General features: G+C 64.2%; 23 protein-coding genes. 15 read left to right on the plus strand and 8 right to left on the minus strand.

Features of this window, described 5'->3' with window-relative positions:
- The first annotated feature begins 11 nt into the window (after window positions 1-11).
- Together plsY and GWG67_RS04285 are read left to right on the plus strand one after the other, a co-directional pair.
- Complete coding sequence (gene plsY, locus GWG67_RS04280) at window positions 12-608, plus strand: glycerol-3-phosphate 1-O-acyltransferase PlsY (RefSeq protein WP_275167905.1); 597 nt, start codon at window positions 12-14, stop codon at window positions 606-608.
- A 144-nt stretch (window positions 609-752) separates the two neighbouring features.
- Window positions 753-1,955 (plus strand): patatin-like phospholipase family protein, encoded by a 1,203-nt coding sequence (locus tag GWG67_RS04285; protein WP_275167906.1) that lies wholly within the window; start codon window positions 753-755, stop codon window positions 1,953-1,955.
- On the opposite strand, the gene GWG67_RS04290 is transcribed toward GWG67_RS04285, so the two are convergent.
- Both GWG67_RS04290 and GWG67_RS04295 read right to left on the minus strand, forming a co-directional pair.
- Complete coding sequence (locus GWG67_RS04290; RefSeq protein ID WP_275167907.1) at window positions 1,947-3,191, minus strand: amidase; 1,245 nt, start codon at window positions 3,189-3,191, stop codon at window positions 1,947-1,949. The two genes, GWG67_RS04285 and GWG67_RS04290, sit on opposite strands and share 9 nt — an antisense overlap.
- A gap of 8 nt (window positions 3,192-3,199) precedes the next feature.
- On the minus strand, window positions 3,200-3,481 hold the full coding sequence (locus GWG67_RS04295; protein ID WP_275167908.1) for a hypothetical protein: 282 nt from the start codon (window positions 3,479-3,481) through the stop codon (window positions 3,200-3,202).
- Between the two features lie 95 nt (window positions 3,482-3,576).
- On the opposite strand from GWG67_RS04295, the gene dprA reads away from it, so the two are divergent.
- Entirely contained in the window at window positions 3,577-4,719 is a 1,143-nt protein-coding gene (dprA, locus tag GWG67_RS04300; RefSeq protein WP_275167909.1) for a DNA-processing protein DprA, read from the plus strand.
- Here dprA and GWG67_RS04305 read toward each other — a convergent pair.
- Complete coding sequence (locus GWG67_RS04305; RefSeq protein WP_275167910.1) at window positions 4,716-5,126, minus strand: helix-turn-helix domain-containing protein; 411 nt, start codon at window positions 5,124-5,126, stop codon at window positions 4,716-4,718. The genes dprA and GWG67_RS04305 overlap by 4 nt on opposite strands.
- An 83-nt stretch (window positions 5,127-5,209) precedes the next feature.
- On the opposite strand from GWG67_RS04305, the gene GWG67_RS04310 reads away from it, so the two are divergent.
- On the plus strand, window positions 5,210-5,818 hold the full coding sequence (locus GWG67_RS04310) for an FMN-dependent NADH-azoreductase (RefSeq protein WP_275167911.1): 609 nt from the start codon (window positions 5,210-5,212) through the stop codon (window positions 5,816-5,818).
- A 71-nt stretch (window positions 5,819-5,889) separates the two neighbouring features.
- Here GWG67_RS04310 and GWG67_RS04315 read toward each other — a convergent pair whose 3' ends face one another.
- Together GWG67_RS04315 and GWG67_RS04320 are read right to left on the minus strand one after the other, a co-directional pair.
- Complete coding sequence (locus GWG67_RS04315; protein WP_275167912.1) at window positions 5,890-6,072, minus strand: hypothetical protein; 183 nt, start codon at window positions 6,070-6,072, stop codon at window positions 5,890-5,892.
- Window positions 6,073-6,246: 174 nt separating this feature from the next.
- The gene (locus tag GWG67_RS04320) at window positions 6,247-7,020 is read right to left on the minus strand and encodes an SDR family oxidoreductase (RefSeq protein WP_275167913.1); all 774 of its coding nucleotides are present in this window, start codon (window positions 7,018-7,020) and stop codon (window positions 6,247-6,249) included.
- A gap of 121 nt (window positions 7,021-7,141) precedes the next feature.
- Between GWG67_RS04320 and GWG67_RS04325 the strand changes: the two genes are divergently transcribed.
- Window positions 7,142-7,612, plus strand: a complete 471-nt coding sequence (locus tag GWG67_RS04325; protein ID WP_275167914.1) for a helix-turn-helix domain-containing protein — start codon at window positions 7,142-7,144, stop codon at window positions 7,610-7,612.
- A 168-nt stretch (window positions 7,613-7,780) separates the two neighbouring features.
- Complete coding sequence (locus GWG67_RS04330) at window positions 7,781-8,335, plus strand: flavodoxin family protein (protein WP_275167915.1); 555 nt, start codon at window positions 7,781-7,783, stop codon at window positions 8,333-8,335.
- Window positions 8,336-8,368: 33 nt separating this feature from the next.
- Here the strand turns inward: GWG67_RS04330 and GWG67_RS04335 are convergent, their stop codons facing one another.
- Window positions 8,369-8,608 carry a hypothetical protein gene (locus GWG67_RS04335; protein ID WP_007603303.1) on the minus strand — a complete coding sequence of 80 codons (240 nt, stop codon included), beginning with the start codon at window positions 8,606-8,608 and terminating at the stop codon, window positions 8,369-8,371.
- Window positions 8,609-8,835: 227 nt separating this feature from the next.
- Here GWG67_RS04335 and topA point away from each other — a divergent pair, with 227 nt between their 5' ends.
- From topA to rpmG, 6 genes are all read left to right on the plus strand, one after another.
- A complete protein-coding gene (topA, locus tag GWG67_RS04340; RefSeq protein ID WP_275167916.1) occupies window positions 8,836-11,580 on the plus strand; it encodes a type I DNA topoisomerase in 2,745 nt (914 codons plus the stop codon).
- 7 nt (window positions 11,581-11,587) lie between these two features.
- Complete coding sequence (gene rnr / locus GWG67_RS04345; protein ID WP_275167917.1) at window positions 11,588-13,945, plus strand: ribonuclease R; 2,358 nt, start codon at window positions 11,588-11,590, stop codon at window positions 13,943-13,945.
- Window positions 13,939-14,373, plus strand: a complete 435-nt coding sequence (locus GWG67_RS04350; protein ID WP_275167918.1) for a DUF983 domain-containing protein — start codon at window positions 13,939-13,941, stop codon at window positions 14,371-14,373. Before rnr ends, GWG67_RS04350 begins: the two co-directional genes overlap by 7 nt.
- 32 nt (window positions 14,374-14,405) lie before the next feature.
- The gene (locus GWG67_RS04355) at window positions 14,406-15,152 is read left to right on the plus strand and encodes an NUDIX hydrolase (protein WP_275167919.1); all 747 of its coding nucleotides are present in this window, start codon (window positions 14,406-14,408) and stop codon (window positions 15,150-15,152) included.
- Between the two features lie 325 nt (window positions 15,153-15,477).
- Window positions 15,478-16,803: an LLM class flavin-dependent oxidoreductase gene (locus GWG67_RS04360; protein WP_275167920.1), complete on the plus strand. Its 1,326-nt coding sequence runs from the start codon at window positions 15,478-15,480 to the stop codon at window positions 16,801-16,803.
- 124 nt (window positions 16,804-16,927) lie between these two features.
- Complete coding sequence (gene rpmG, locus GWG67_RS04365; RefSeq protein WP_007603295.1) at window positions 16,928-17,095, plus strand: 50S ribosomal protein L33; 168 nt, start codon at window positions 16,928-16,930, stop codon at window positions 17,093-17,095.
- A 95-nt stretch (window positions 17,096-17,190) separates the two neighbouring features.
- On the opposite strand, the gene GWG67_RS04370 is transcribed toward rpmG, so the two are convergent.
- The gene (locus tag GWG67_RS04370; RefSeq protein ID WP_275167921.1) at window positions 17,191-17,835 is read right to left on the minus strand and encodes a hypothetical protein; all 645 of its coding nucleotides are present in this window, start codon (window positions 17,833-17,835) and stop codon (window positions 17,191-17,193) included.
- Window positions 17,836-17,845: 10 nt separating this feature from the next.
- On the minus strand, window positions 17,846-18,085 hold the full coding sequence (locus tag GWG67_RS04375; protein ID WP_275167922.1) for a DUF378 domain-containing protein: 240 nt from the start codon (window positions 18,083-18,085) through the stop codon (window positions 17,846-17,848).
- A gap of 265 nt (window positions 18,086-18,350) precedes the next feature.
- Here GWG67_RS04375 and GWG67_RS04380 point away from each other — a divergent pair, with 265 nt between their 5' ends.
- The 3 genes from GWG67_RS04380 to GWG67_RS04390 all read left to right on the plus strand — a co-directional run bounded on the left by GWG67_RS04380 (window position 18,351) and on the right by GWG67_RS04390 (window position 21,419).
- Window positions 18,351-18,491, plus strand: coding sequence for a hypothetical protein (locus GWG67_RS04380; RefSeq protein WP_275167923.1), 141 nt, complete (start codon window positions 18,351-18,353; stop codon window positions 18,489-18,491).
- Window positions 18,492-19,396: 905 nt separating this feature from the next.
- Complete coding sequence (locus GWG67_RS04385) at window positions 19,397-20,065, plus strand: helix-turn-helix domain-containing protein (RefSeq protein WP_275167924.1); 669 nt, start codon at window positions 19,397-19,399, stop codon at window positions 20,063-20,065.
- A gap of 112 nt (window positions 20,066-20,177) precedes the next feature.
- Entirely contained in the window at window positions 20,178-21,419 is a 1,242-nt protein-coding gene (locus GWG67_RS04390; RefSeq protein WP_275167925.1) for an acyltransferase, read from the plus strand.
- Window positions 21,420-21,503 lie beyond the last annotated feature (84 nt).

A 21,503-nucleotide genomic window follows, 5' to 3' on the forward strand; every position in this document is an offset into this window, starting at 1 on the left:
AATTTGCAGACATGGCACTTGAATTGTTCCTGCCGGTGGCTTTCGCCATCGGCTACCTGCTCGGCTCGATTCCGTTCGGATTGATCCTGACGAGACTCGGCGGCACACAGGATATCCGCTCGATCGGCTCCGGCAGCATCGGCGCCACCAACGTGCTGCGCACGGGACGCAAGAGCCTTGCCGCGGGGACCCTGCTGCTCGACGCGCTCAAGGGCACCGTCGCGGTGGTGATCGCCGGCTACATCGCCGGTCCCAATGCCGCGATGCTGGCCGGACTCGGCGCCTTCCTCGGCCATCTCTTCCCGGTCTGGCTCAAGTTCCGCGGCGGCAAGGGTGTCGCCGTCTATATCGGCGTCATGCTCGGGCTGTTCTGGCCGGCCGCGCTGGTGTTCTGCCTGCTCTGGTTGGCGACTGCCTTTACCGCCCGCTATTCCTCGCTCTCGGCCCTGGTGGCCTCGTTCATCACCCCGCTGTTCCTGCTGTGGTTCGGCCAACCCGCACTCGCGGCGCTGGCGGCAGTGCTGACGCTGCTGCTGTTCTTCGCACATCGCGAGAACATCAAGCGACTGCAATCGGGCAAGGAAAGCCGGATCGGCGAGAAGGCATAAGCCGGGAATCCACGGATACCGCGGCACCCCTTCTGCATTATATCCAAATGGTGTTCGCAACTTGCAGCCGAATCACGGCTGTATGGACGAACGGGTTCCTGGCTTGGCCCTGATCGTGGGCATGGCTCTACGCGGTTGCTCAGAATGAGCGAGAAGATTGTCGGCGCGCATGTTGAAGGTGGCTTGCAGGGCACTGCGGCAAGCCGGATGCTCTCGACGACGGACATCTGGTCCGCTGGGCCCTTCCCGCTTGTCACACCGGAGGCTGCTTCCGTCTCGCCACCATCGCGCGAGCCCGACCCGATCGTGCAAGCGCGGACACCAGTCGAAATTGTAGCTGTCGCAGCGCCCATCGCGCAGGATCGGGCGCCGGGGCAATGGCCGCCGCAAAAACTGTCGCTGGCGCTTCAGGGCGGCGGCACCTTCGCCGCCTTCACCTGGGGCGTGCTGGAGCGGCTGCTGGAAGAGCCGTCCATCGCGATCGACACCATCAGCGGCGCCAGCGCCGGCGCCATCAACGCGCTGCTGCTCGCCTCCGGTTTCGCCGAGGGCGGCCGTGAAGGCGCGCGCGCGCGGCTCAACCGGTTCTGGATCCGGCTGATGCACGAGGCCTCGTTCCGATCGCTGATGCTGATCGGCGGCTTCTCGCCGGCGGGAAGCTCGGTCGCGTTCGGTCCGACGCTGCGCTCCGGCCAGTTCGATCCGTTCGATCTCGATCCGCTGCGGCAGGCGCTGTCGCGCGACATCAACTTTTCCGCCTTGCGCGATCCGCGCTGCCCGAAGCTCCTGATCGCGGCGACCCGGATCCGCGACGGGCAGCAGCAGATCTTCCGCAACGACATGATCACCGCAGACGTCGCGCTGGCCTCGACCTGTCCACCGCTGGTTCATTGCGCGGTGGAGATCGACGGCGAGGCTTATTGGGACGGCGGCCTCGGCGGCAATCCGCCCCTGCTGCGGCTCGTGCAGGACACGGCGAGCACCGAAATCCTGCTCGTCCAGGTCACGCCGGCGCGCGACAGCTACGTGCCGATCACGCTCGCCGCGATCGACCGCAGGCTGGATCAGATCGCGGCCAACGCCGCCCTCAATGCCGAGATCGCGGCGATGGAATGGGCGCAATCGCAGACCGGATCGTCGTTGCGGCTCTCCAGGATCGCCGCGGAAGATTTCGTCGACGGCCTGGCGCAGCGCTCGTCCACCGATCTCGGCCGCGGCTTCATTCGCGCGCTGCACCGGAGCGGCCGCGAGGCCGCCGGGCGCTGGCTCAAGCAAGGTACCGATCACAGCGCAGCGCCGGCCGCATCCGGCCAGCGCATCGTCGCCCTCGAACCTGTGCTAGCCTGATTTCGCCAGCGCCTGCTCCAGGAACCACGCCGTCGCCAGCGCATGCGCGTCGTTGCCGAAGCGCGCAATCACCTGCACGCCGATCGGCAGGCCATTGGCCTTGAGCACCGGCACGTTGACGCAAGGGTTGCCCATCAGCGTCCAGAGCCTGTTGTAGCGGGGGTCGCCGGTGCTCGCGAGCTCCTTGGCCGGCGGCGTGCCCGGCGCCGAATAGGTCAGCAGCACGTCGAACCGCTCGAACAATTCGCCAAGCTCGCGGCGCCCGCGACGGCTGACCCGGCGTGCGTCGTCATAGTCCTTGGGTGTGAGACCGACCGTCGCATCGAGACTGGCGCGCAGCATCGGCGCGATCTCGTCGTGGCGTTCGGAAAATTCCCAGGCGAGCGCGCGATGCGCCTCGAAGTCCTGAATGATCGGATGGATGCGCCAGGCCTCCTGCACCGCCTGCGGCAGATCGATGGTCTGCACGCTGGCGCCGGCCTTCTCGGCGGCCTTGATCGCGGCCTGCAGCCCCTCCTCGGCGGCCGGCTCCACGTCGCCGGCAAACTCCTGCCGGATAACGCCGATGCGCGGCGCCGTCGCCGGGACAATGCCAGTGAATTCGGTGCGGCCGGACATCGCCAGCAGTCCCCGCGCGAGATCTTCCGCGCGCGCGCCGAACAGGCCGACCGTGTCGAGCGCCCACGAATAGCATTTGACGCCGACCGTCGGCAGCATCCGGAACGACGGCTTGATCGCGGCGGTCCCGCAATAGGCCGCAGGCCGGATCACCGAGCCGCCGGTCTGGGTCCCCAGTGCCAGCGGGATCATGCCGGCACCGACCGCCGCGGCCGAGCCCGAGGACGAGCCGCCCGGCGTATGGCCGAGATTGTGCGGATTGAGCGTCGGGGTCGGATCGCGCGAGGCGAACGCCGTGGTCGTGGTCTTGCCGATGATGGTGGCGCCTGCCCGCTTCAGCATCATCACGACAGGCGCATCCGCGCGCGGCTGCCAGCCGCGATAGATCGACGATCCCATCTCGGTCGGGAAATCCGCGGTGTCGATGATGTCCTTGATCCCGACCGCGATGCCGCGCAGCGGCCCAGAAGCTTGCGCCTTCGCGGAGCTGTCGTGACGGACGAAGGCATGGACGTCCTTCTCCCTGGCCTCGATGGCTGCATGCGACTGGGCAATGGCGGCATCGGGCGAAAGCTCGCCCGCTTCGATACGGCGCTGGAGGTCGGCGAGTGAGATCATGGGTATTCCTAAGTAAAGATGCCTCGGTCGCTAAACGGCAGAGGTAGGCCGTGCTCATCCAGTGTGGCCTTGTAATGATTGAGGTACGACCAAAGCCGGTTTCTAAGCTCGTTGGCATTCTTGTACGCTTCTGACGACTGGTCGATGGCCGAACAGGCGTCATCTGCCATGCAGCAGAGCGTGTGGAGCGCGTCGCCCTGAATCAGCATCCCGGGAAAATGCCGTCCCGGGTGACGCATCACCGCCGCGTTCGTGGTATCAGCGAAAATCTCGACCGGTGCGACACGCATTCCAATGCCTCAGAAACCAATCCGCTTGGTGACCATCCATTTATTCGGGTGCTGTGGCCGGGTCCACCCCCTTCCATACGCCCTCAGGTTGTTCCATGCTGTGCCTGCAAGGAGCCGCCGTGAACGCCATCAATCCAAGTGTAGAGCTGACCGAAGCCGACAGGATCGACCGCCTGCGGCTGATCCGGTCCGACAATGTCGGACCGCGCACTTTTCGGTCGCTGGTCGATCATTTCGGCACGGCGCGCGCGGCGCTGGAGCGGCTGCCGGATCTCGCACGCCGTGGCGGTGCGCAGCGATCGGCGCGCATCTGTAGCGCCGACGAGGCGAAAACCGAGCTCGCCGCCAGCCGCAAATTCGGCATCGCCTGGCTCGCGCCCGGCGAGGACGGCTATCCGGCGCGGCTGGCAACGCTCGACGATGCGCCCCCGTTGCTCGCCGTACGCGGCGACAATGCAACGCTGGTGCGGCCGATGATTGCGATCGTCGGCTCGCGCAATGCCTCCGGTGCAGGCTTGAAATTCGCCGGTCAGCTCGCCCGCGAGCTTGGTGAAGCCGGCTTTGTCGTCATCTCCGGCCTCGCCCGCGGCGTCGATCAGGCCGCGCACCGCGCCAGCATCGAGAGCGGCACCATCGCCGTGCTCGCCGGCGGACATGACTGCATCTACCCGCCGGAGCATGGCGATCTCATCGCCGCGATCCTCGACCGCAAGGGTGCTGCGATCTCCGAGATGCCGCTCGGCCATGAACCGCGCGCCCGCGACTTCCCCCGTCGCAACCGGCTGATCTCGGGCGCCGCGCTCGGCGTGGTCGTGGTCGAGGCGGCGCACCGCTCGGGCTCGCTGATCACCGCGCGCATGGCGGCCGAACAGGGCCGCGAAGTGTTCGCGGTGCCGGGCTCGCCGCTCGATCCGCGCGCCGCCGGCACCAATGATCTGATCAAGCAGGGCGCGACGCTCGTCACCGAAGCCGCCGACGTCGTCAACGCAGTCGCACCGATCATGGAGCGGCCGCTGATGCGCACCGCGCGCGAGCCCGACAGCGAGCCGTTCGAAAGCGATCCGCAAGGACACGACCGCGATCAGATCACCGGTCTGCTCGGCCCTGCCCCTGTCACGATCGACGATCTCGTGCGGATGTCCGGCGCCTCGCCTGCCATCGTGCGCACCGTGCTTTTGGAGCTCGAGCTCGCCGGCCGGCTCGAACGCCACGGCGGTGGCCTTGTCTCGCTGCTTTAAGGAGTGTTCCGCTCGTCGAAGCGCGTGCGCGCCGAGGCGATCTGCTGCTGATGCGTGATCGCCCATTCGCCGAGTGCCTTCACCGGCTGCTGCAATCCGCGGCCGAGATCGGTCAGCTCGTAATCCACCCGCGGCGGAATGGTCGGGAAGATCGTGCGCGTGACCAGGCCGTCGCGCTCGAGCCCGCGCAGTGTCAGGGTCAGCATCCGCTGCGAGATGCCGTTGATCATGCGCTTGAGCTCGTTGAAGCGCTTGGGTCCATCACTCAGCATCATGATCACGAACACGCTCCATTTGTCGCCGACGCGCGCGAGGATCGAGGCGACGCCACGGCAGTCCGCGTGGTCGCGATCCGGCATCGGCGTGGCAGGCAAATCGACGTGCGCAGGTTTCAAAGATGTGCCCATGGCTCAAAAAGGTGCGTTCTTGCGGGGATTTCGATAGTCACTCATGGAGCTCTGGTTACAAACTTATACCAGGGTGATCCCGAATGAAACTCCTCCACATCGACTCCAGCGTGCTCGGCCCCCACTCCGTCTCCCGGCAGGTCTCGGCCGCCATCGTCGACCGTCTCAGGCAGGCGACGCCATCGCTGGACATCGTCTATCGCGACCTGACGCAGAGCCCGCTCGCCCATCTCTCCGGCTCGCATCTGGCGGCCGCGCAAGGCGCGCCTGCGCCAGCGGAACTCGGCCCCGACCTCGCCGCCAGCAAGGCCGCGCTGGACGAGTTTCTTGCGGCGGACATCGTCGTGATCGGCGCGCCCATGTACAATTTCACGATTCCGAGCCAGCTCAAGGCCTGGATCGACCGGGTCCTGGTGGCGGGGAAGACATTCAGCTACGGGGCCAACGGCCCGCAGGGCCTTGCCGGCGGCAAGCGCGTAATCTTCGCGATCTCGCGCGGGGGCTATTACGGCGCCGGCTCGCCAGCCGCGTCGCTGGAGCACCTCGAAAGCTATCTGCGGGGCGTGTTCGGCTTCATGGGCATCCATCATCCCGAATTCATCAGCGCCGACGGAATCCAGGTCGGGCCGGAGCATCGCGAGAAGTCGCTCGCAAGCGCGCTCGAGGCGGCAACTGCCCTGCGCGCGGCCTGAGCGAAAGCGCCAATCATCAGCCGCCGCAACTCGGTCGCGGCGGCTGATCGAGCGGTGCGCGATCGGCGAAGCTAAAACCAGGCGCCCTGAATGCCGAGGATGACGGCGACGAGCGAAACGAACAGGCCGATGCCGGCAAAAAGAGCGACCCCGATGAACTCGGAGGTGTCGGAACGCTTGGCGGGAACGGTGTAATTTTCAGTGTAAATACGCGGTGCTGAAATCGGGGAAATAATACGAGCTGCCTTTGGCATATCGGGCTCCCTTGAAATGAGTCTCGTGACCCCTGCCCGTAAAAGGGTCTTGGCAGCCAAAGCGAAGGTTCAAAGCCTCACGCAACGTTCAGAAAATACAGCTCGCGAGAAGTGGGGATCGGCCGGCGCAACCGCTTTGCGTGCACCGACCGATTCAATTTTCACTTCAATTGATCAGCCGCGATAGATCGGCGCACCGCTCGGCGAGGCGACCGCACCGCCGTCGACGAAGATTTCCTGGCCCTGCACATGCGCGGAATCGTCGGAGGCGAGGAACAGCACCGTCTTCGCGACGTGATCTGTTTCGCCAATGCGCCCCAGAGGCGTCGTCAGCGCGATCCGCTTCTCAAACGCCTTCTCGGCTTCGGGCGTCGCGGTCGCAGGTCCCCAGATGGGCGTGCGGATCGCACCGGGCGCGACCACGTTGACGCGAATGCCGCGCGGCGACAGTTCTGATGCCATGATCCGCGCCATCGCCCGCACGCCGGCCTTGGCGGCGCCATACGCCGAATAGCCGGGAATGCCGAGCACGGAGATCACCGAGCCGTTGAGGATGATCGAGGCGTTGTCGTTGAGATAAGGCAACGCGGACTGAACGGTGAAGAACACGCTGGTCAGATTGGTGCTGATGACCTTCTCGAAGACCTCCAGCGTGGCCGACCCCAGCGGGGTGCCGCCGGCGATACCGGCATTGGCGAACACGATGTCGAACTTGCCGAATTTTTCCGCGCCCTTCTTGATCGCAGCTTCGGTCGCGGCAATGTCGGTGGCGTCGGCGGCCAGCGCGAGCCCGTTCGGCCCGAGCTCCTTCGCGGCCGCCTCGAGCGTCTCCTTGTTGCGCCCGGTGATCACCACCTTGGCGCCCTCGGCCACGAACAGCTTTGCCGTCGCCAGTCCAATGCCGCTATTGCCGCCGGTGATCAGGGCCGTCTTGTTCTTCAGTCTCACGTTCGCCTCCAGTGGTTGCATCATAAAACTATGATTGCCATCTAGGGCGTATGGTTTTATGATGCAACCACACAAGCGCGTGATCGGCTCTGAGATCGGGCGATCGCGAAAGGACGAAGCAATGGTGAAACGAACGAGCTTCGAGGGCGATACCTGTCCGATCGCACGCTCGCTGGAAGCGATCGGCGACCGGTGGTCGCTGCTGATCATCCGCGAGGCGCTGTTCGGCCTGCGCCGCTTCGGCGAGTTTCAGAGCAAGCTCGGCATGGCCAAGAACATCTTGTCGGCACGGCTGGGCTCACTCGTGGACCACGGCATTTTAGCAACCGCCCCCGCGTCCGACGGCAGCGCCTATCAGGAATATGTGCTGACGCCGAAGGGCCGCGGCGTCTTCCCGGTGTTGGTAGCGCTGCGCCAATGGAGCGAGGAATTCGACGATCGCCCGTCGGAGATCGCGACCATCCTGGTCGATCGCGAGAAAGGCCGCCCGGTGCGCAAGCTGGAGCTGCGCGCGGAGGACGGGCGATTGCTGACGCAAGCCGATACCACACTGAAGCCGCGGCCCGCTCCGCGCCGGCGGTTAGCGGGATAAGGATGCACCGCCACCCCAACCGTCATTGCGAGCGCAGCGAAGCATCCAGAATGTGACCGCGGTGGGACTCTGGATTGCTTCGCTTCGCTCGCAATGACGGCGTGGCGGGACTTGTACAAGACATCGACAGCGTCAAAGATGGCGAGGTCCCACCAAAGTGGCACCACCATGCCTCTGCTCGCCATCATCTACTTTTCCATCTCCGGCACCACCGAGACGCTGGCGCATGCGCTTGCGCGCGGAGCGGATGGCAAGGCGCAGGTCACGCTCTGTCGTATCACCGGCGGCGACATCGTATCAGGCCGCTTCCAGAATGAGAGCTTACTGGAGACGATCGACCGCGCCGACGCGGTTGCGTTTGGCAGCCCGACCTATATGGGCGGACCAGCCGCTCAATTCAAAGCGTTTGCCGATGCTTCAAGTGATCGATGGAGCCGGCAGCAATGGGCCAACAAGATCGCAGCCGGGTTCACGACGGGCGCCTGCGCAGGCGGCGATCAACTCCACACACTGTCCTACTTTTCCATTCTGGCCGCGCAGCACGGCATGCTCTGGTGCGGACTGGATATTCCGGGTGGGGAGGACCCGAGCGGCCGCAATCGCTTAGGCAGCCAGCTTGGCCTTGCGTCGCATCTGGTCGACAGCTCCTTGCCTCAGAGCGACCTCACCACGGCCGAATATCTCGGCCAGCGATTGGCCAAAATGGCAAGCCGCAACGGCTAACCGCACCGTCGTTGGAGCAGCACATCGCCCTCTTCACGAGAGCTTGCGCTTGCTCCGCAGCCGCAGATGCTCGTCGGCCTCGAGCTTGGTCATGCCCAGGAGATAATGCAGCACGTCGAGCTTGTGCCGCTCGGCAAGCTTGCGCAGTGCCCCGACCTGCTCGGCGATGAAGGCGACCGCCTCCTCGACGCCGCCCTCCCCCGGTTCCTCGTGACGCGAGCCTCCAGCCGCGCGCGATGCGGCGCCCGCCCGTTTCTTTCCTGGCTTAGTCACCAGCCCCCACCCGAATCCATGCCCCGCAGAAACATTACGCCGACATCGGCCGCAACTCAAAGGTGGTGTTTTGCAACTTTCTCGATATGAAACTTTTCCCATCTGGATGGCTTTCAACACCCCTCGATTTGACAGCGAGGGCCTCACCACCCATGTTCGGGACGAAAGGGCCGACCCGAATCTCATCGAATTCGGCCCCAAATTTCCCCATAAGTTACTGGAACTACATGAATATCGTCATTGTGGAGTCGCCGGCGAAAGCCAAGACGATCAACAAGTATTTGGGCTCGTCCTACGAGGTTCTGGCCTCGTTTGGCCATGTCCGCGACTTGCCCGCGAAGAACGGCTCCGTCGATCCCGACGCCAATTTCAAGATGATCTGGGAGGTCGACCCCAAGGCGGCCGGCCGGCTCAACGACATTGCCAAGTCCCTCAAGAACGCCGATCGCCTGATTCTGGCCACCGACCCTGATCGCGAGGGCGAGGCCATCTCCTGGCACGTGCTGGAGGTCCTGAAAGAGAAGCGTGCGCTCAAGGACCACAAGATCGAGCGCGTGGTGTTCAACGCCATCACCAAGCAGGCGGTCACGGACGCCATGAAGCATCCGCGCCAGATCGATGGTGCGCTGGTCGACGCCTATATGGCGCGCCGCGCGCTGGACTATCTGGTCGGCTTCACCCTCTCCCCCGTGCTGTGGCGCAAGCTGCCGGGCGCCCGCTCGGCGGGCCGCGTGCAGTCGGTCGCGCTGCGGCTGGTCTGCGACCGCGAGCTCGAGATCGAAAAGTTCGTTGCGCGCGAATACTGGTCGCTGATCGCGACCCTGCTGACGCCGCGCGGCGACGCCTTTGAGGCACGTCTCGTCGGCGCCGACGGCAAGAAGATCCAGCGCCTCGACATCGGCACCGGCGCGGAAGCCGAGGACTTCAAGAAAGCGCTGGAAGCCGCCAGCTACGCCGTGACCGCGGTCGATGCCAAGCCGGCCCGGCGCAATCCGCAGGCGCCCTTCACGACCTCGACGCTGCAACAGGAAGCCAGCCGCAAATACGGCTTCGCGCCGGCGCACACCATGCGCATCGCGCAGCGGCTCTATGAGGGCATCGACATCGGCGGCGAGACCACCGGACTCATTACTTATATGCGGACCGACGGCGTGCAGATCGATCCGTCCGCGATCACCCAGGCACGCAAGGTGATCGGCGAGGATTACGGCAACGCCTATGTGCCGGAAGCGCCGCGCCAGTACCAGGCCAAGGCCAAGAACGCCCAGGAAGCCCACGAAGCGATCCGGCCGACCGACATGTCGCGCCGCCCCGACAGCATGAGCCGCAAGCTCGAGTCCGACCAGGCGAGACTCTATGAACTGATCTGGAAGCGCACCATCGCGAGCCAGATGGAATCGGCCGAGCTGGAACGCACCACGGTCGACATCACGGCGAAAGTTGGCGGCCGCACGCTGGATCTGCGCGCCACCGGCCAGGTCGTCAAGTTCGACGGCTTCCTCGCACTTTATCAGGAAGGCCGCGACGACGAGGAGGACGAGGACTCCCGCCGCCTGCCCGCGATGAGCCCCAGCGATGCGTTGAAGCGGCAGTCGCTGGCCGTCACCCAGCACTTCACCGAGCCGCCGCCGCGCTTCTCCGAAGCCTCGCTGGTCAAGCGCATGGAAGAGCTCGGGATCGGCCGGCCCTCGACCTATGCCTCGATCCTCCAGGTCCTCAAGGACCGCGGCTACGTCAAGCTCGAGAAGAAGCGCCTGCACGGCGAGGACAAGGGCCGCGTCGTGGTCGCTTTCCTCGAAAGCTTCTTTGCCCGCTACGTCGAATACGACTTCACCGCCAATCTGGAAGAGCAGCTCGACCGCATCTCCAACAACGAGATCTCCTGGCAGCAGGTGCTGAAGGATTTCTGGACCGGCTTCATCGGCGCGGTCGACGAGATCAAGGATCTGCGCGTGGCGCAGGTGCTCGACGTGCTCGACGACATGCTGGGCCAGCACATCTATCCGCCCCGCACCGATGGCGGCGACATCAGGCAATGTCCGAGCTGCGGCAACGGACGGCTCAATCTGAAGGCCGGCAAGTTCGGCGCCTTCGTCGGCTGCTCGAACTATCCGGAATGCCGCTATACCCGTCAGCTCGCCGCCGACGGCGAGGCCACGGCCGATCGTTCGCTCGGCCAGGACCCGGATACGGGTCGCGATGTCTGGGTCAAGGCCGGCCGTTTCGGGCCCTACATCCAGCTCGGCGAACAGAAGGATTATGCGGAGGGCGAGAAGCCGAAGCGAGCGGGCATTCCGAAGGGGACTTCCCCTGGAGATGTCGAACTCGAGCTTGCGCTCAAGCTGCTGTCGCTGCCGCGCGAGATCGGCAAGCATCCGGAAACCGGCGAGCCGATCACGGCAGGTCTCGGCCGCTTCGGCCCGTTCGTAAAACACGAGAAGACCTACGCGAGCCTGGAGGCCGGCGACGAAGTGTTCGACATCGGTATCAACCGCGCCGTGACGCTGATCGCGGAGAAGATCGCCAAGGGCCCGAGCCGCCGCTTCGGCGCCGATCCCGGCAAGGCGATCGGCGATCATCCCACCCTCGGCACCGTCACGGTGAAGGGCGGCCGCTACGGCGCCTATGTCACGGCGGGCGGCGTCAATGCGACGATCCCGAGCGACATCGAGAAAGATGCCATCACGCTGCCGCAGGCGATCGCGCTGATCGACGAGCGCGCGGCCAAGGGCGGCGGCAAGAAACCGAAGAAGGCGGCGAAGCCGGCCAAGGCCAAGAAGGCTGCGGCGAAGGCCGCCGACGGCGATGACGCCGCGCCAAAAACCAAAAAGCCGGCCGCGAAGAAGGCGGCCAAACCCAAATCCGAATCCACCAGCAAGGCGCGCGCCGCCGTGTCGTCGACGGCCAAAACGTCGCCGACCAAGGCAGCTGGCGCCAAAGCTCCGGCCAAGAAAAGTGCCGGCACCAAATAGAGGTTAAGTGAAACGCAAGAATGACCGTGGCTTTCCCGACAGGGCAGCCATCGTCGCCTTCATTAAGGCAAATCCTGGAAAGGTCGGAACCCGCGAAATTGCACGCGAGTTTGGCCTGAAGAACGCCGACCGCATCGAGCTCAAGCGCATGCTGCGCGAGCTCGCCGACGACGGGCTCGTCAAGAAAAAGCGCCATACGATTTCAGAGCCGGACAGCCTGCCGCCGACGCTGGTCGCCGACATCACCGGGCGCGACGCCGACGGCGAGCTGGTCGCCTCCCCGACCGAATGGGACGAGGTCGAAAGCGGCGAACCGCCAAAGATCCTCATCACAATGCCGCGCCGGCCCAAGCCCGGCACCGCGGCCGGCGTCGGCGATCGCGCGCTGCTGCGGGTCGAGCGCTCCGATGAGACCGAAGGCCCGGCCTATCGCGGCCACATCATCAAGGTCTTCGACAAGACCAAGAGCCGCATCCTCGGCGTCTTCCGCAGCCTGCCCGAAGGCGGCGGACGGATCATCCCCGTCGACAAGAAGTCCGCCGACCGCGAGCTGAACATCGCCCCGACCGAGACGCACGGCGCGCAGGACGGCGATCTCGTCAGCGTCGACATCATCCGCTCGCGCGGCTTTGGGCTGGCATCGGGCCGCGTCAAGGAGAAGCTCGGCTCGGTCAAGTCGGAGAAGGCGATCAGCCTGATCGCGATCTACGCGCACGACATCCCGCTGCAATTCCGCCCCGCGGCGGAGCGCGAGGCCGAAGCGGCGGAGCCGGCCACTTTGAAGGGGCGCGAGGACTGGCGCGACGTGCCGCTCGTCACCATCGATCCGCCGGATGCCAAGGATCACGACGACGCGGTGCACGCGCAGCCGGATCCTGATCCCAACAACAAGGGCGGCTTCATCGTCGATGTCGCCATCGCCGATGTGAGCTTCTACGTGCGGCCGGGCACCGCGCTCGACCGCGACGCGCTCGATCGCGGCAACTCGGTCTATTTCCCCGATCGCGTCGTGCCGATGCTGCCGGAGCGCATCTCCAACAATCTGTGCTCGCTGGTGCCGGGCGAGCCGCGCGGCGCGCTCGCAGTGCGGATGATCATCGGCCCCGACGGGCGGAAACGCTCGCACAGCTTCCATCGCATCCTGATGCGCTCCGCAGCCAAGTTGAACTATGCCCAGGCGCAGGCCGCGATCGACGGCCGGCCGGACGACACCACGGGCCCCCTGCTCGATCCGATCCTGCGGCCGCTCTATGCCGCCTATGCCTGCGTCAAGCGCGCACGCGACGAGCGCGATCCGCTCAACCTCGATCTGCCCGAGCGCAAGATCCTGTTGAAGAGCGACGGCACCGTCGACCGCGTCGTCGTCCCCGACAGGCTCGACGCGCACAAATTGATCGAGGAGTTCATGATCCTCGCCAATGTCGCGGCGGCCGAGATGCTCGAGAAGAAGTCGCTGCCGCTGATCTACCGCGTGCATGACGAGCCGACCCTGGAAAAGGTCCACGCGCTGGCGGAATTCCTGGAGACGCTGGACGTTCCGTTCGCGAAAGGCGGCGCGCTCCGCCCCGCTTTGTTCAACCGCGTACTGGCGCAGCTCGAAGGCCACGACCACTTTCCGCTCGTCAGCGAGGTCGTGCTGCGCGCCCAGGCGCAGGCCGAATACTCCTCGGAGAACTACGGTCATTTTGGCCTGAATTTGCGCCGCTACGCGCATTTCACCTCGCCGATTCGCCGCTATGCCGACCTTGTCGTGCACCGTGCGCTGGTTCGCGCGCTCGGCCTCGGCGAAGGCGCGCTGCCCGACACCGAGACGCCGGAAACGTTGAGCGAGGTCGCAGCCCACATCTCGGTCACCGAGCGGCGCGCGATGAAAGCGGAGCGCGAGACCGTCGACCGCCTGATCGCGCACCATCTCGCCGACCGCATCGGTTCGAGCTTCCAGGGCCGCGTCTCCGGCGTCACGCGCGCCGGCCTGTTCGTCAAGCTCGCCGAGACCGGCGCCGACGGCCTGATCCCGATCCGCTCCCTCGGCACGGAATATTTCAACTATGACGAGGGCCGCCATGCCCTGGTCGGCACGCGCAGCGGCACCATGCATCAGCTCGGTGACGTCGTTGACGTCCGCCTGATTGAAGCAGCCCCCATCGCAGGCGCGCTACGCTTCGAGCTGCTGTCGTCATCGTCCGGCGAGACCGCGCCGCGGGGCCGCAGGTCATCCGGTCCGCAGCGCCGCCCCTCGTTCAAGGCGCACCCCGGGCGCAGTCCCGACAAGAAGCGCAAGCCGGACAAGCCGAAGAAACCCGGCAAGGGCAAAAAGGCCAAGGGAAAAAGCAAGGGCAAGGGCCAGAAGGGCAAGGCATGGTGAGCGCAGCCCCGAAGATCTGGACCCGCGAGACCGGCCTCGTCGAGAAGCGTGACGTCTTTGCTGCGATGAGGCGCGGCTTTCGCGGCCGCTGCCCGCGCTGCGGCGAGGGAAAGCTGTTCCGCGCCTTCCTGAAGACCGCGGACAATTGCTCGGTCTGCGGCCTCGATTTCACGCCGCATCGCGCCGACGATTTGCCCGCCTATCTCGTCATCGTCATCGTCGGGCACATCGTGGTGCCGGCTATTCTGTGGATCGAGACCAACTACACCACGCCGGTCTGGATCAGCTTCGCGGCCTATCTGCCGTTCACCTTCGTCGCCTCGCTCGCCCTGCTGCAGCCGGTGAAGGGAGCCGTGGTCGGATTGCAATGGGCTCTGCGCATGCATGGCTTTGACGAGAACCCGACCGATGGTATTCCGCCGGTGTAAGCAAAATAAGCAAAAGTGGTTTGGGTGAGGACATGACGGGTACGGCGCAGGCGGAAAAGGCGAAGATCCACGAGGGCAAGGAAGCCGACCATCATCCCTATTTCCGCCCGCGGGATGCGGCGACACTGATCCTGGTCGATCGCAGCGGCACAACTCCAAAAGTCCTGGTCGGCAAGCGCCACGACAACGTGGTGTTCATGCCCGGAAAGTTCGTCTTCCCCGGCGGCCGTGTCGACAAGGACGATTATCGCGTGCCGTGCGCGGCGCCGGTCACCGCCGAGTTGGAAGCCAATCTCGCCAAGGGCAGTCCGAAGACGCCGGCCTCGCGCGCGAAGTCGCTCGCGGTTGCCGCGATCCGCGAGGCCTGCGAGGAAACGGGTCTCTGCCTGGGACGCAAAGCCGAGGGCAAGGCAAAACTGGAAGGCCCCTGGAAGCCGTTCGCCGATGCGGGCCTGTTGCCCGATCCCTCCAGCCTGTTCCTGATCGCGCGCGCGATCACTCCGCCCGGCCGCGTCAAGCGGTTCGACACGCGCTTCTTCACGGCGGACGCCTCCGCGATCGCCCATCGCGTCGACGGCGTGATCCATGCCGATGCCGAGCTGGTCGAACTGGTCTGGGTCGAGCTCGGCTCAAAGCCACTCGCCGACCTGCATCCGATGACGCGCAACGTGCTCAACGAGCTCGACGCGCGCCTTGCCACCGGCCCGCTCCGCCATGATGCGCCGGTGCCGTTCTTCCATTTCTACGGCGGCAAGATGCAGAAGGATATTTTGAGCTAAAGAGTATCCAAGCGAAGTGGAGACCGGTTCGCGTCTCGTGAAGCTCACGAAACAGGTGGTCGTCATGCCCGGGCTTGTCCCGGGCATCCACGTTCTTTGCGCCATGCGGTGAGGCGTGGATGGCCGGGACAAGCCCGGCCATGACGATGTGGAAGCTTGAGCGCCTGGCCCGATGGATGCTCACCTTCCGGGGTGCGAGCTCGGAATGACGCGAATGTGCTGAGCGGCCACTCAAAAACAAAATAATCTTCCCGCCTCCCCCGATGGCGGAGTTCCAGGGCATGCCTATGTCTTCCGGAACGACACCAAGAACGGACACCGGGCGATGGCACAACGGCAACTCAAGCTTGGCGCGTTCATGCGCCCGATCAGCATCCACACCGGCGCCTGGCGCTATCCCGGGGCCTGGCCGGACGCCAATTTCAACTTCGGCCACATCAAGACGCTGATCCAGAAGCTCGAGGCCGGCAAGTTCGACGCCTTCTTCATGGCCGATCACCTCGCCGTCTTGAACATGCCGGTCAATGCGCTCAAGCGCAGCCACACGGTCACCTCGTTCGAACCTTTCACGCTGTTGTCGGCGCTCTCCGCCGTCACCGAGCGGATCGGCCTGATCGCGACGGGCTCGACCACATTCGACGAGCCCTATCACGTCGCGCGGCGCTTCGCCTCGCTCGACCATCTCAGCGGCGGCCGTGCGGGCTGGAACATCGTCACCACATCGAACCCGGATGCGGCGCTGAATTTCGGTCTCGACGACCACATGGAGCACGCCGAGCGCTACAAGCGCGCCCGCGAGTTCTACGACGTCGTCACCGGCCTGTGGGATTCCTTCGCCGACGACGCCTTCGTGCGCGACGTCGAAAGCGGCGTGTTCGTCGATCCCGCCAAGATGCATGTGCTCGACCACCAAGGCAAATATTTGAAAGTGCGCGGTCCCCTCAACATCGCCCGGCCGGTCCAGGGCTGGCCGGTGATTGTGCAGGCTGGCGCCTCCGAGGACGGCCGGCAGCTCGCCGCCGAGACCGCGGAAGCCGTCTTCACCGGCGGCGGCAGCCTTGCCGACAGCCAAAAGCTTTATGCCGACGTCAAGGGCCGCATGGCGAAGATCGGCCGCGACCCTGAGCACCTCAAGATCCTGCCCGGCGCCTTCGTCGTGGTCGGCGACAGCGTCGACGAGGCCAGGGAGAAGCGCGCGCTGCTCGACAGCCGCGTGCACTACGACAGCGCCATCGCCTCGCTTTCGGTCGTTCTCGGCACCGATGCCTCCGGCTTCGATCCGGATGGACCGCTTCCCGAAATCCCCGAGACCAATGCCAGCAAGAGCGGCCGGCAGCGCATGGTCGACCTCGCCGCCCGCGACAAGCTCACCGTGCGCCAGCTCGCCCAGCGCGTCGGCGGCTATGGCGGGCTGTCCTTCGTCGGCACCGCCAAAACCATCGCCGACCAGATGGAGGAATGGCTGGTCGGGCGCGGCTCCGACGGCTTCAACATCATGTTCCCGTTCCTGCCCGCCGGCCTCGACGATTTCGTCGACAAGGTGGTCCCGGAGCTGCAGCGCCGCGGGATTTTCCGGAAAGAGTACGAAGGGCCCACTTTGAGAGAGAATCTGGGCCTGCCCCGGCCTAAAAACCGGTTCTTCGAGGCGTAATCGGGCCGATTTGAGCGGTTTCCGACCCCTAAAATCTTGACATCAAGCCGTTTCTGGCTAGGTTGCCGGCCAACGCGGGCCATTTGGCCGGCTCCAGATTCCCTTCATTCCTGAGGTTCTGAACATGGCCAAAGCGGTCACCATCAAGGTCAAGCTCGTGTCCTCGGCCGACACCGGCTTCTACTACGTCGCCAAGAAGAATTCGCGCACCATGACCGACAAGCTGGTCAAGAAGAAGTACGACCCCGTCGCGCGCAAGCACGTCGAATTCCGCGAAGCCAAGATCAAGTAAGCAAGATCGCGGAACGTAGAAGACTTTCGCGGGGCCCTTTCGGGCCCCGTTTCATTTTGCGCCCAGCCTCTCGGGTGCCGGACGCGCTGCGGCCGTTACCCGGCCATCCATCGTCGCTGCAACCACGGGCTCAGCCCGAGCACGCCGAGGTGACCAAGCGGCAGTTCGACGACGTTCTTCGTAGGCAGGTATCGACGCGCCCTCTCCGCTAACGCCTGGCTGCGGGCTCGCGGAACGAGACGGTCAAAACGTCCAACGACAATCCGGCTATCCCGGTGGACACTGTGGATCGAATCGATCGGGTTGAGATTCCTGAGCGCGATAGAGAAATCATTCCGCGAAAATCCCATGCGCACCGCATCGCGCTGGACCGTACGCGCAGCCGGGCTCGACCATATCATGAGGTCCCCCCTGTCAGCCGACGCGAAGCTCCAGAGCGGTACGCCGAGCGCTGCAGCGACAAGCGTCGCCGGAACTGTCCCCATGCTGTAGCCCACGACGGCCCGCGGCAGGTCATGCAAACGTGCACGCCGAACCGCAATGTCGACCATGTCGCCGATGCGAGCCGCACAGATCAGGGGATTTGGGCAGACCACATCGTCTGGCAGGCGGTAACAGGCGGCGAACGCGGAGTTCGGAATTAATCCGACCTTCTGCGCCAGCCCAAACCCCGTTCGCCACGGCAGGAAGTAGATCGGCCCTGTCCGGGCGCTGCCTTCCAGAATTGCGAACTGGTCCACCGGCCCGCGTTCACCGATAACTGACTTGTCGGTCCGCCGACGCTGTACGTGCGAGCGCTCCAATCTGCCAGATCGCCGAGAGCGCCACGACCACATAGATCACGCGGGATGCTGCCGACGATGTCGCGGTCTCTGCCGCGCCGTTGCCGAAGATGGCACTCACGAGATCAAAGTCGAAAAGTCCGACCAGGCCCCAGTTCACACCGCCGACGATAACCAGAAGCAAAGAGATGATGTTGACTGCGCGCATTATTGACCTCCGAGCTAAAAAACACGCGCAGTCAAAGCACCCGGCCAGCCACCGTTCCTGAGAACACCAACGCGCATTAACTTGGATCAAGCAAGAACCTGGATCAAAGGACCTGCTTCAGCGGTCTTGCCTCGGCCATTTTGTTCCTGCTGACGATGATCGCGGGTGGGCTGGATGTGATCATTCCCCACAATGCAGTGCTCGCGTTGTTCGGAACGCAACAGCGTTCGGCGGATTCGGTCTCGTCATTGCCGCCACTGTGCTCGTGATCTTCGACGCGTCCTACAGCCAGCGCCAGCTCGACACCGAATTGCTGGACGTGCCTGATCTTGCAAACAAGACCGGACAGAAGCCCGGCAAGGTTGCGCGTCAGCAGCCTCGGAATATCGCCAAGGTGCGCGACTGACCAGCTGACCTCAGATTGGCAAGCCCAAAAACCTCGCCGATCTGTTGGCCACGATGCCGGCTCTCGCGTGTCGACAGGAATATCCTCTCAACCCCCGGTTGCTCGCTGCTAAATGTATGTTACCGTGCACTTGCCGGGCAGAATGTCCGTCCCGGCTTTGGAAGGACATGGTCATGAGATTCTCATCAAGCCTTGTCGTGCCTTCAGCCGTCGCTGCCTTGTCAACAATCTTGCTGTGCGCGCCGGCAGCGTCGCAAATCCCAACCGGCTCCGCCGCCACGATTCCCCCTGTCACGGTCGACGCGCCGAAACAGGTGGCAAGGCCGCACGTGCTGGTGCGGGGCGCAAACACAATTGCGCCGCGTCGGACTGCGCCAACAGCTCAAACGTCAGCCGCGCGCACGCCTTCTTACGCGCCGGGTTCTGTGATGGGGAGAATTGCCAGCCTGGAGAAAGTCGCCAGCAGCTGCAACGGTGGCTGTGCATCGAGCTTTCCGAAAGGCAAGGAGCCTTGGATCGGATGTAGCGAGTCGGGCGGCCAACTAGACTACGGACCCTTCTCACCAACCTGCCGAGACACCATCACCCACACATCTTACCTGGGTTGCGTCGAAACAAAGACGTTCTTGGGCGAAGGCCGCAACAAGGCCCGCTGGTTGTGCAGCAGCCTGGCCGCCGGCAACAGGTTTAAGGTCGCCGATCTCAAGCGGTCAGGACGCACGCGTTAGTTCATACCGCTGGCGTAGCGAACAACGAGCCGCCAGCCTGCCCAAAAGCTGGCGGCTTTTCTTTTCGCCTTGCTGCAGTACCGCTGCGCTCATTGCATCGAACTTGATCTCCCTCAACCTTGCTTGCCGTTCTTTCCCATAGCCTCAGTTTGGTTCCGCGCAAGCGGGGGAGGAACGATGCTCGTAAGAAAGCAACAAATTGTGCCTCAACGGCCAAGCTCGAGCGAATTGAATGCGCTCGCCGGGCACGCTGTGTTTTGCAGCGAATTCAAATATAGACGCGGCACCGAGATCTTCGGAGAGGCGGAGCCGATCCAATATCTTTACCAGGTCAAGAGCGGGGCGGTTCGAAGCTATAAATTGTTGGCCGACGGTCGGCGGCAGATTATGGCCTTTCATCTCCCCGGTGATATCTTCGGCGTCGAGAACGGTGCAGTTCACCGATTTACCGCCGAAGCGATTGTGGAAACGATTGTCCGCCTGACCGATCGCCAAAATGTCGCCGAGCAGGAGCGTGGCAGTGCGACCACGACCAACAACGTGCTCAGGCTCGTCACCGGCAGCCTTCAACATGCCGAAACTCACATGCTGTTACTCGGAAGGAAAACGGCAATCGAGAAGGTCGCGGCTTTCTTGATCGAGATGGACGTCCGCTTGACTGCGGCCGGAATTATGAGCCTCCCCATGAACCGTCGCGATATCGCCGACTATTTGGGGCTGACGCTGGAGACGGTGTCACGTGCTCTGTCACAACTCAGGGATCGTGACATTCTCAGCTTCATCGGGCAGTCCCAGCGACAAATCATATTGCGGGATCGAGCAAAATTGACCGAGTTCGATCAATGAGCGGAATTGATGCATTTGGCCCGGGACAGACCAAGTGTGACCCACCTCGCAGAGCGCCGTGACCGGTTTCAATATCTCCAGCGGGATCGTTGCATGAACCTGGTCCATTCCCGTGAAGAGCCATTTGCCGTTGCTGGATCCGCTGCGCTTCGCCGCCGCCCTCGGCGTCGCCATGTTTCACCAGATGTTCTGGTCCTGGGCTTGGACCTCGATCGGCGTCCCGGGTTTCGAGCGCACCGTCGCCGCCGATGTTCTCTACCCGTCCGCCGCGCCCTACACATGGTTCGGCTGGGTCGGCGTTGAAATCTTCTTTGTCATTTCCGGTTTCGTCATCGCGAATTCCGCGAGCACATCTTCGCCGGGCGAGTTTCTCCTTGGCCGCGCGCTCAGGATTTATCCGGCGGTCTGGGTTTGCGCCACCGCGACCTTCCTCGTTCTGCTCCTCTTCGGAAGCGGACCCGCATCCGAATTCATTCTGCCCTACATCCACGCCATGCTGATGGTCCCGAAGGGCGTCACAGGCCAATGGCTTGACGAGGTCTACTGGACGCTGGCCGCCGAGACGGCATTTTATGGTCTCGTGTTCTGCGCGATGCTCACGAAGAGGATCACCCTGCGGCACCTGGCCTGGGGGCTCACCATCTACAGCGCAATCTTCAATGCCGTCGCGCTGCTCGTGCTGTCTTGCACGACGCCGTCCGACTTGCCTTATCTGGTCATTCTAATGTTCCGGGTGCCGTGCGCGGCGTTCCTGCTGACGCATGGCTGCTTCTTTGCGCTGGGGATCTGGCTGTTCATCTCCGCGAACAGACAATTGACGGTGCTCGAACAGATCGCAATTGCCATCACGTGCCTTTCGGGCGCGGCGGAAATCTACTTCTTTGCCTCGTTTTTCTTGACGTCCATCCCCGCCATCGCGGATCAATCAGCCCTAGTGCCGATCATGGTGTGGGCGGCTGCGGTGCTCCTCATTGCCCTCGTCGCGAACCGGCACCGGCGCTCTGCGGGCAGAGCTTCTCCTGAAGCACCAGCCTATTTGAGAACGCTCGGACTGATCACCTATCCGCTCTATCTCACGCACAACGTCATTGGCACCGCGATCATTCGTGCCCTGGTCGATGCCGGCTGGGACGCCACCTCGGCCGTACGGGTCGCGCTGGGCATGCTTGTTCTGGTCTGCTGGTTCATTTGCGCGAAGGTCGAGCCCGCCGTCAGAGGCGCGCTGATGCAAACCCTTTCGTATTTCGGAAAGCTGCCGGAAAGGCAGCCGGCATCCCGCCGCCCGGCACTGGCGCAGGGGCTGCGACTGTACCCCGCACGTTCCCTCTCGCGTCCCGGACGCGCTGCAGCGTGAAACGCTGCTGCGCAGAGCCTGGACCCAGAAAGCGACACAGCACGCTGCAGAGACGTAGGTCCCGGCTCTGCAGCGCACCGCTGA

Origin of the sequence: Bradyrhizobium sp. CSS354, assembly GCF_029051725.1 — a bacterium.
Lineage (GTDB): Bacteria > Pseudomonadota > Alphaproteobacteria > Rhizobiales > Xanthobacteraceae > Bradyrhizobium.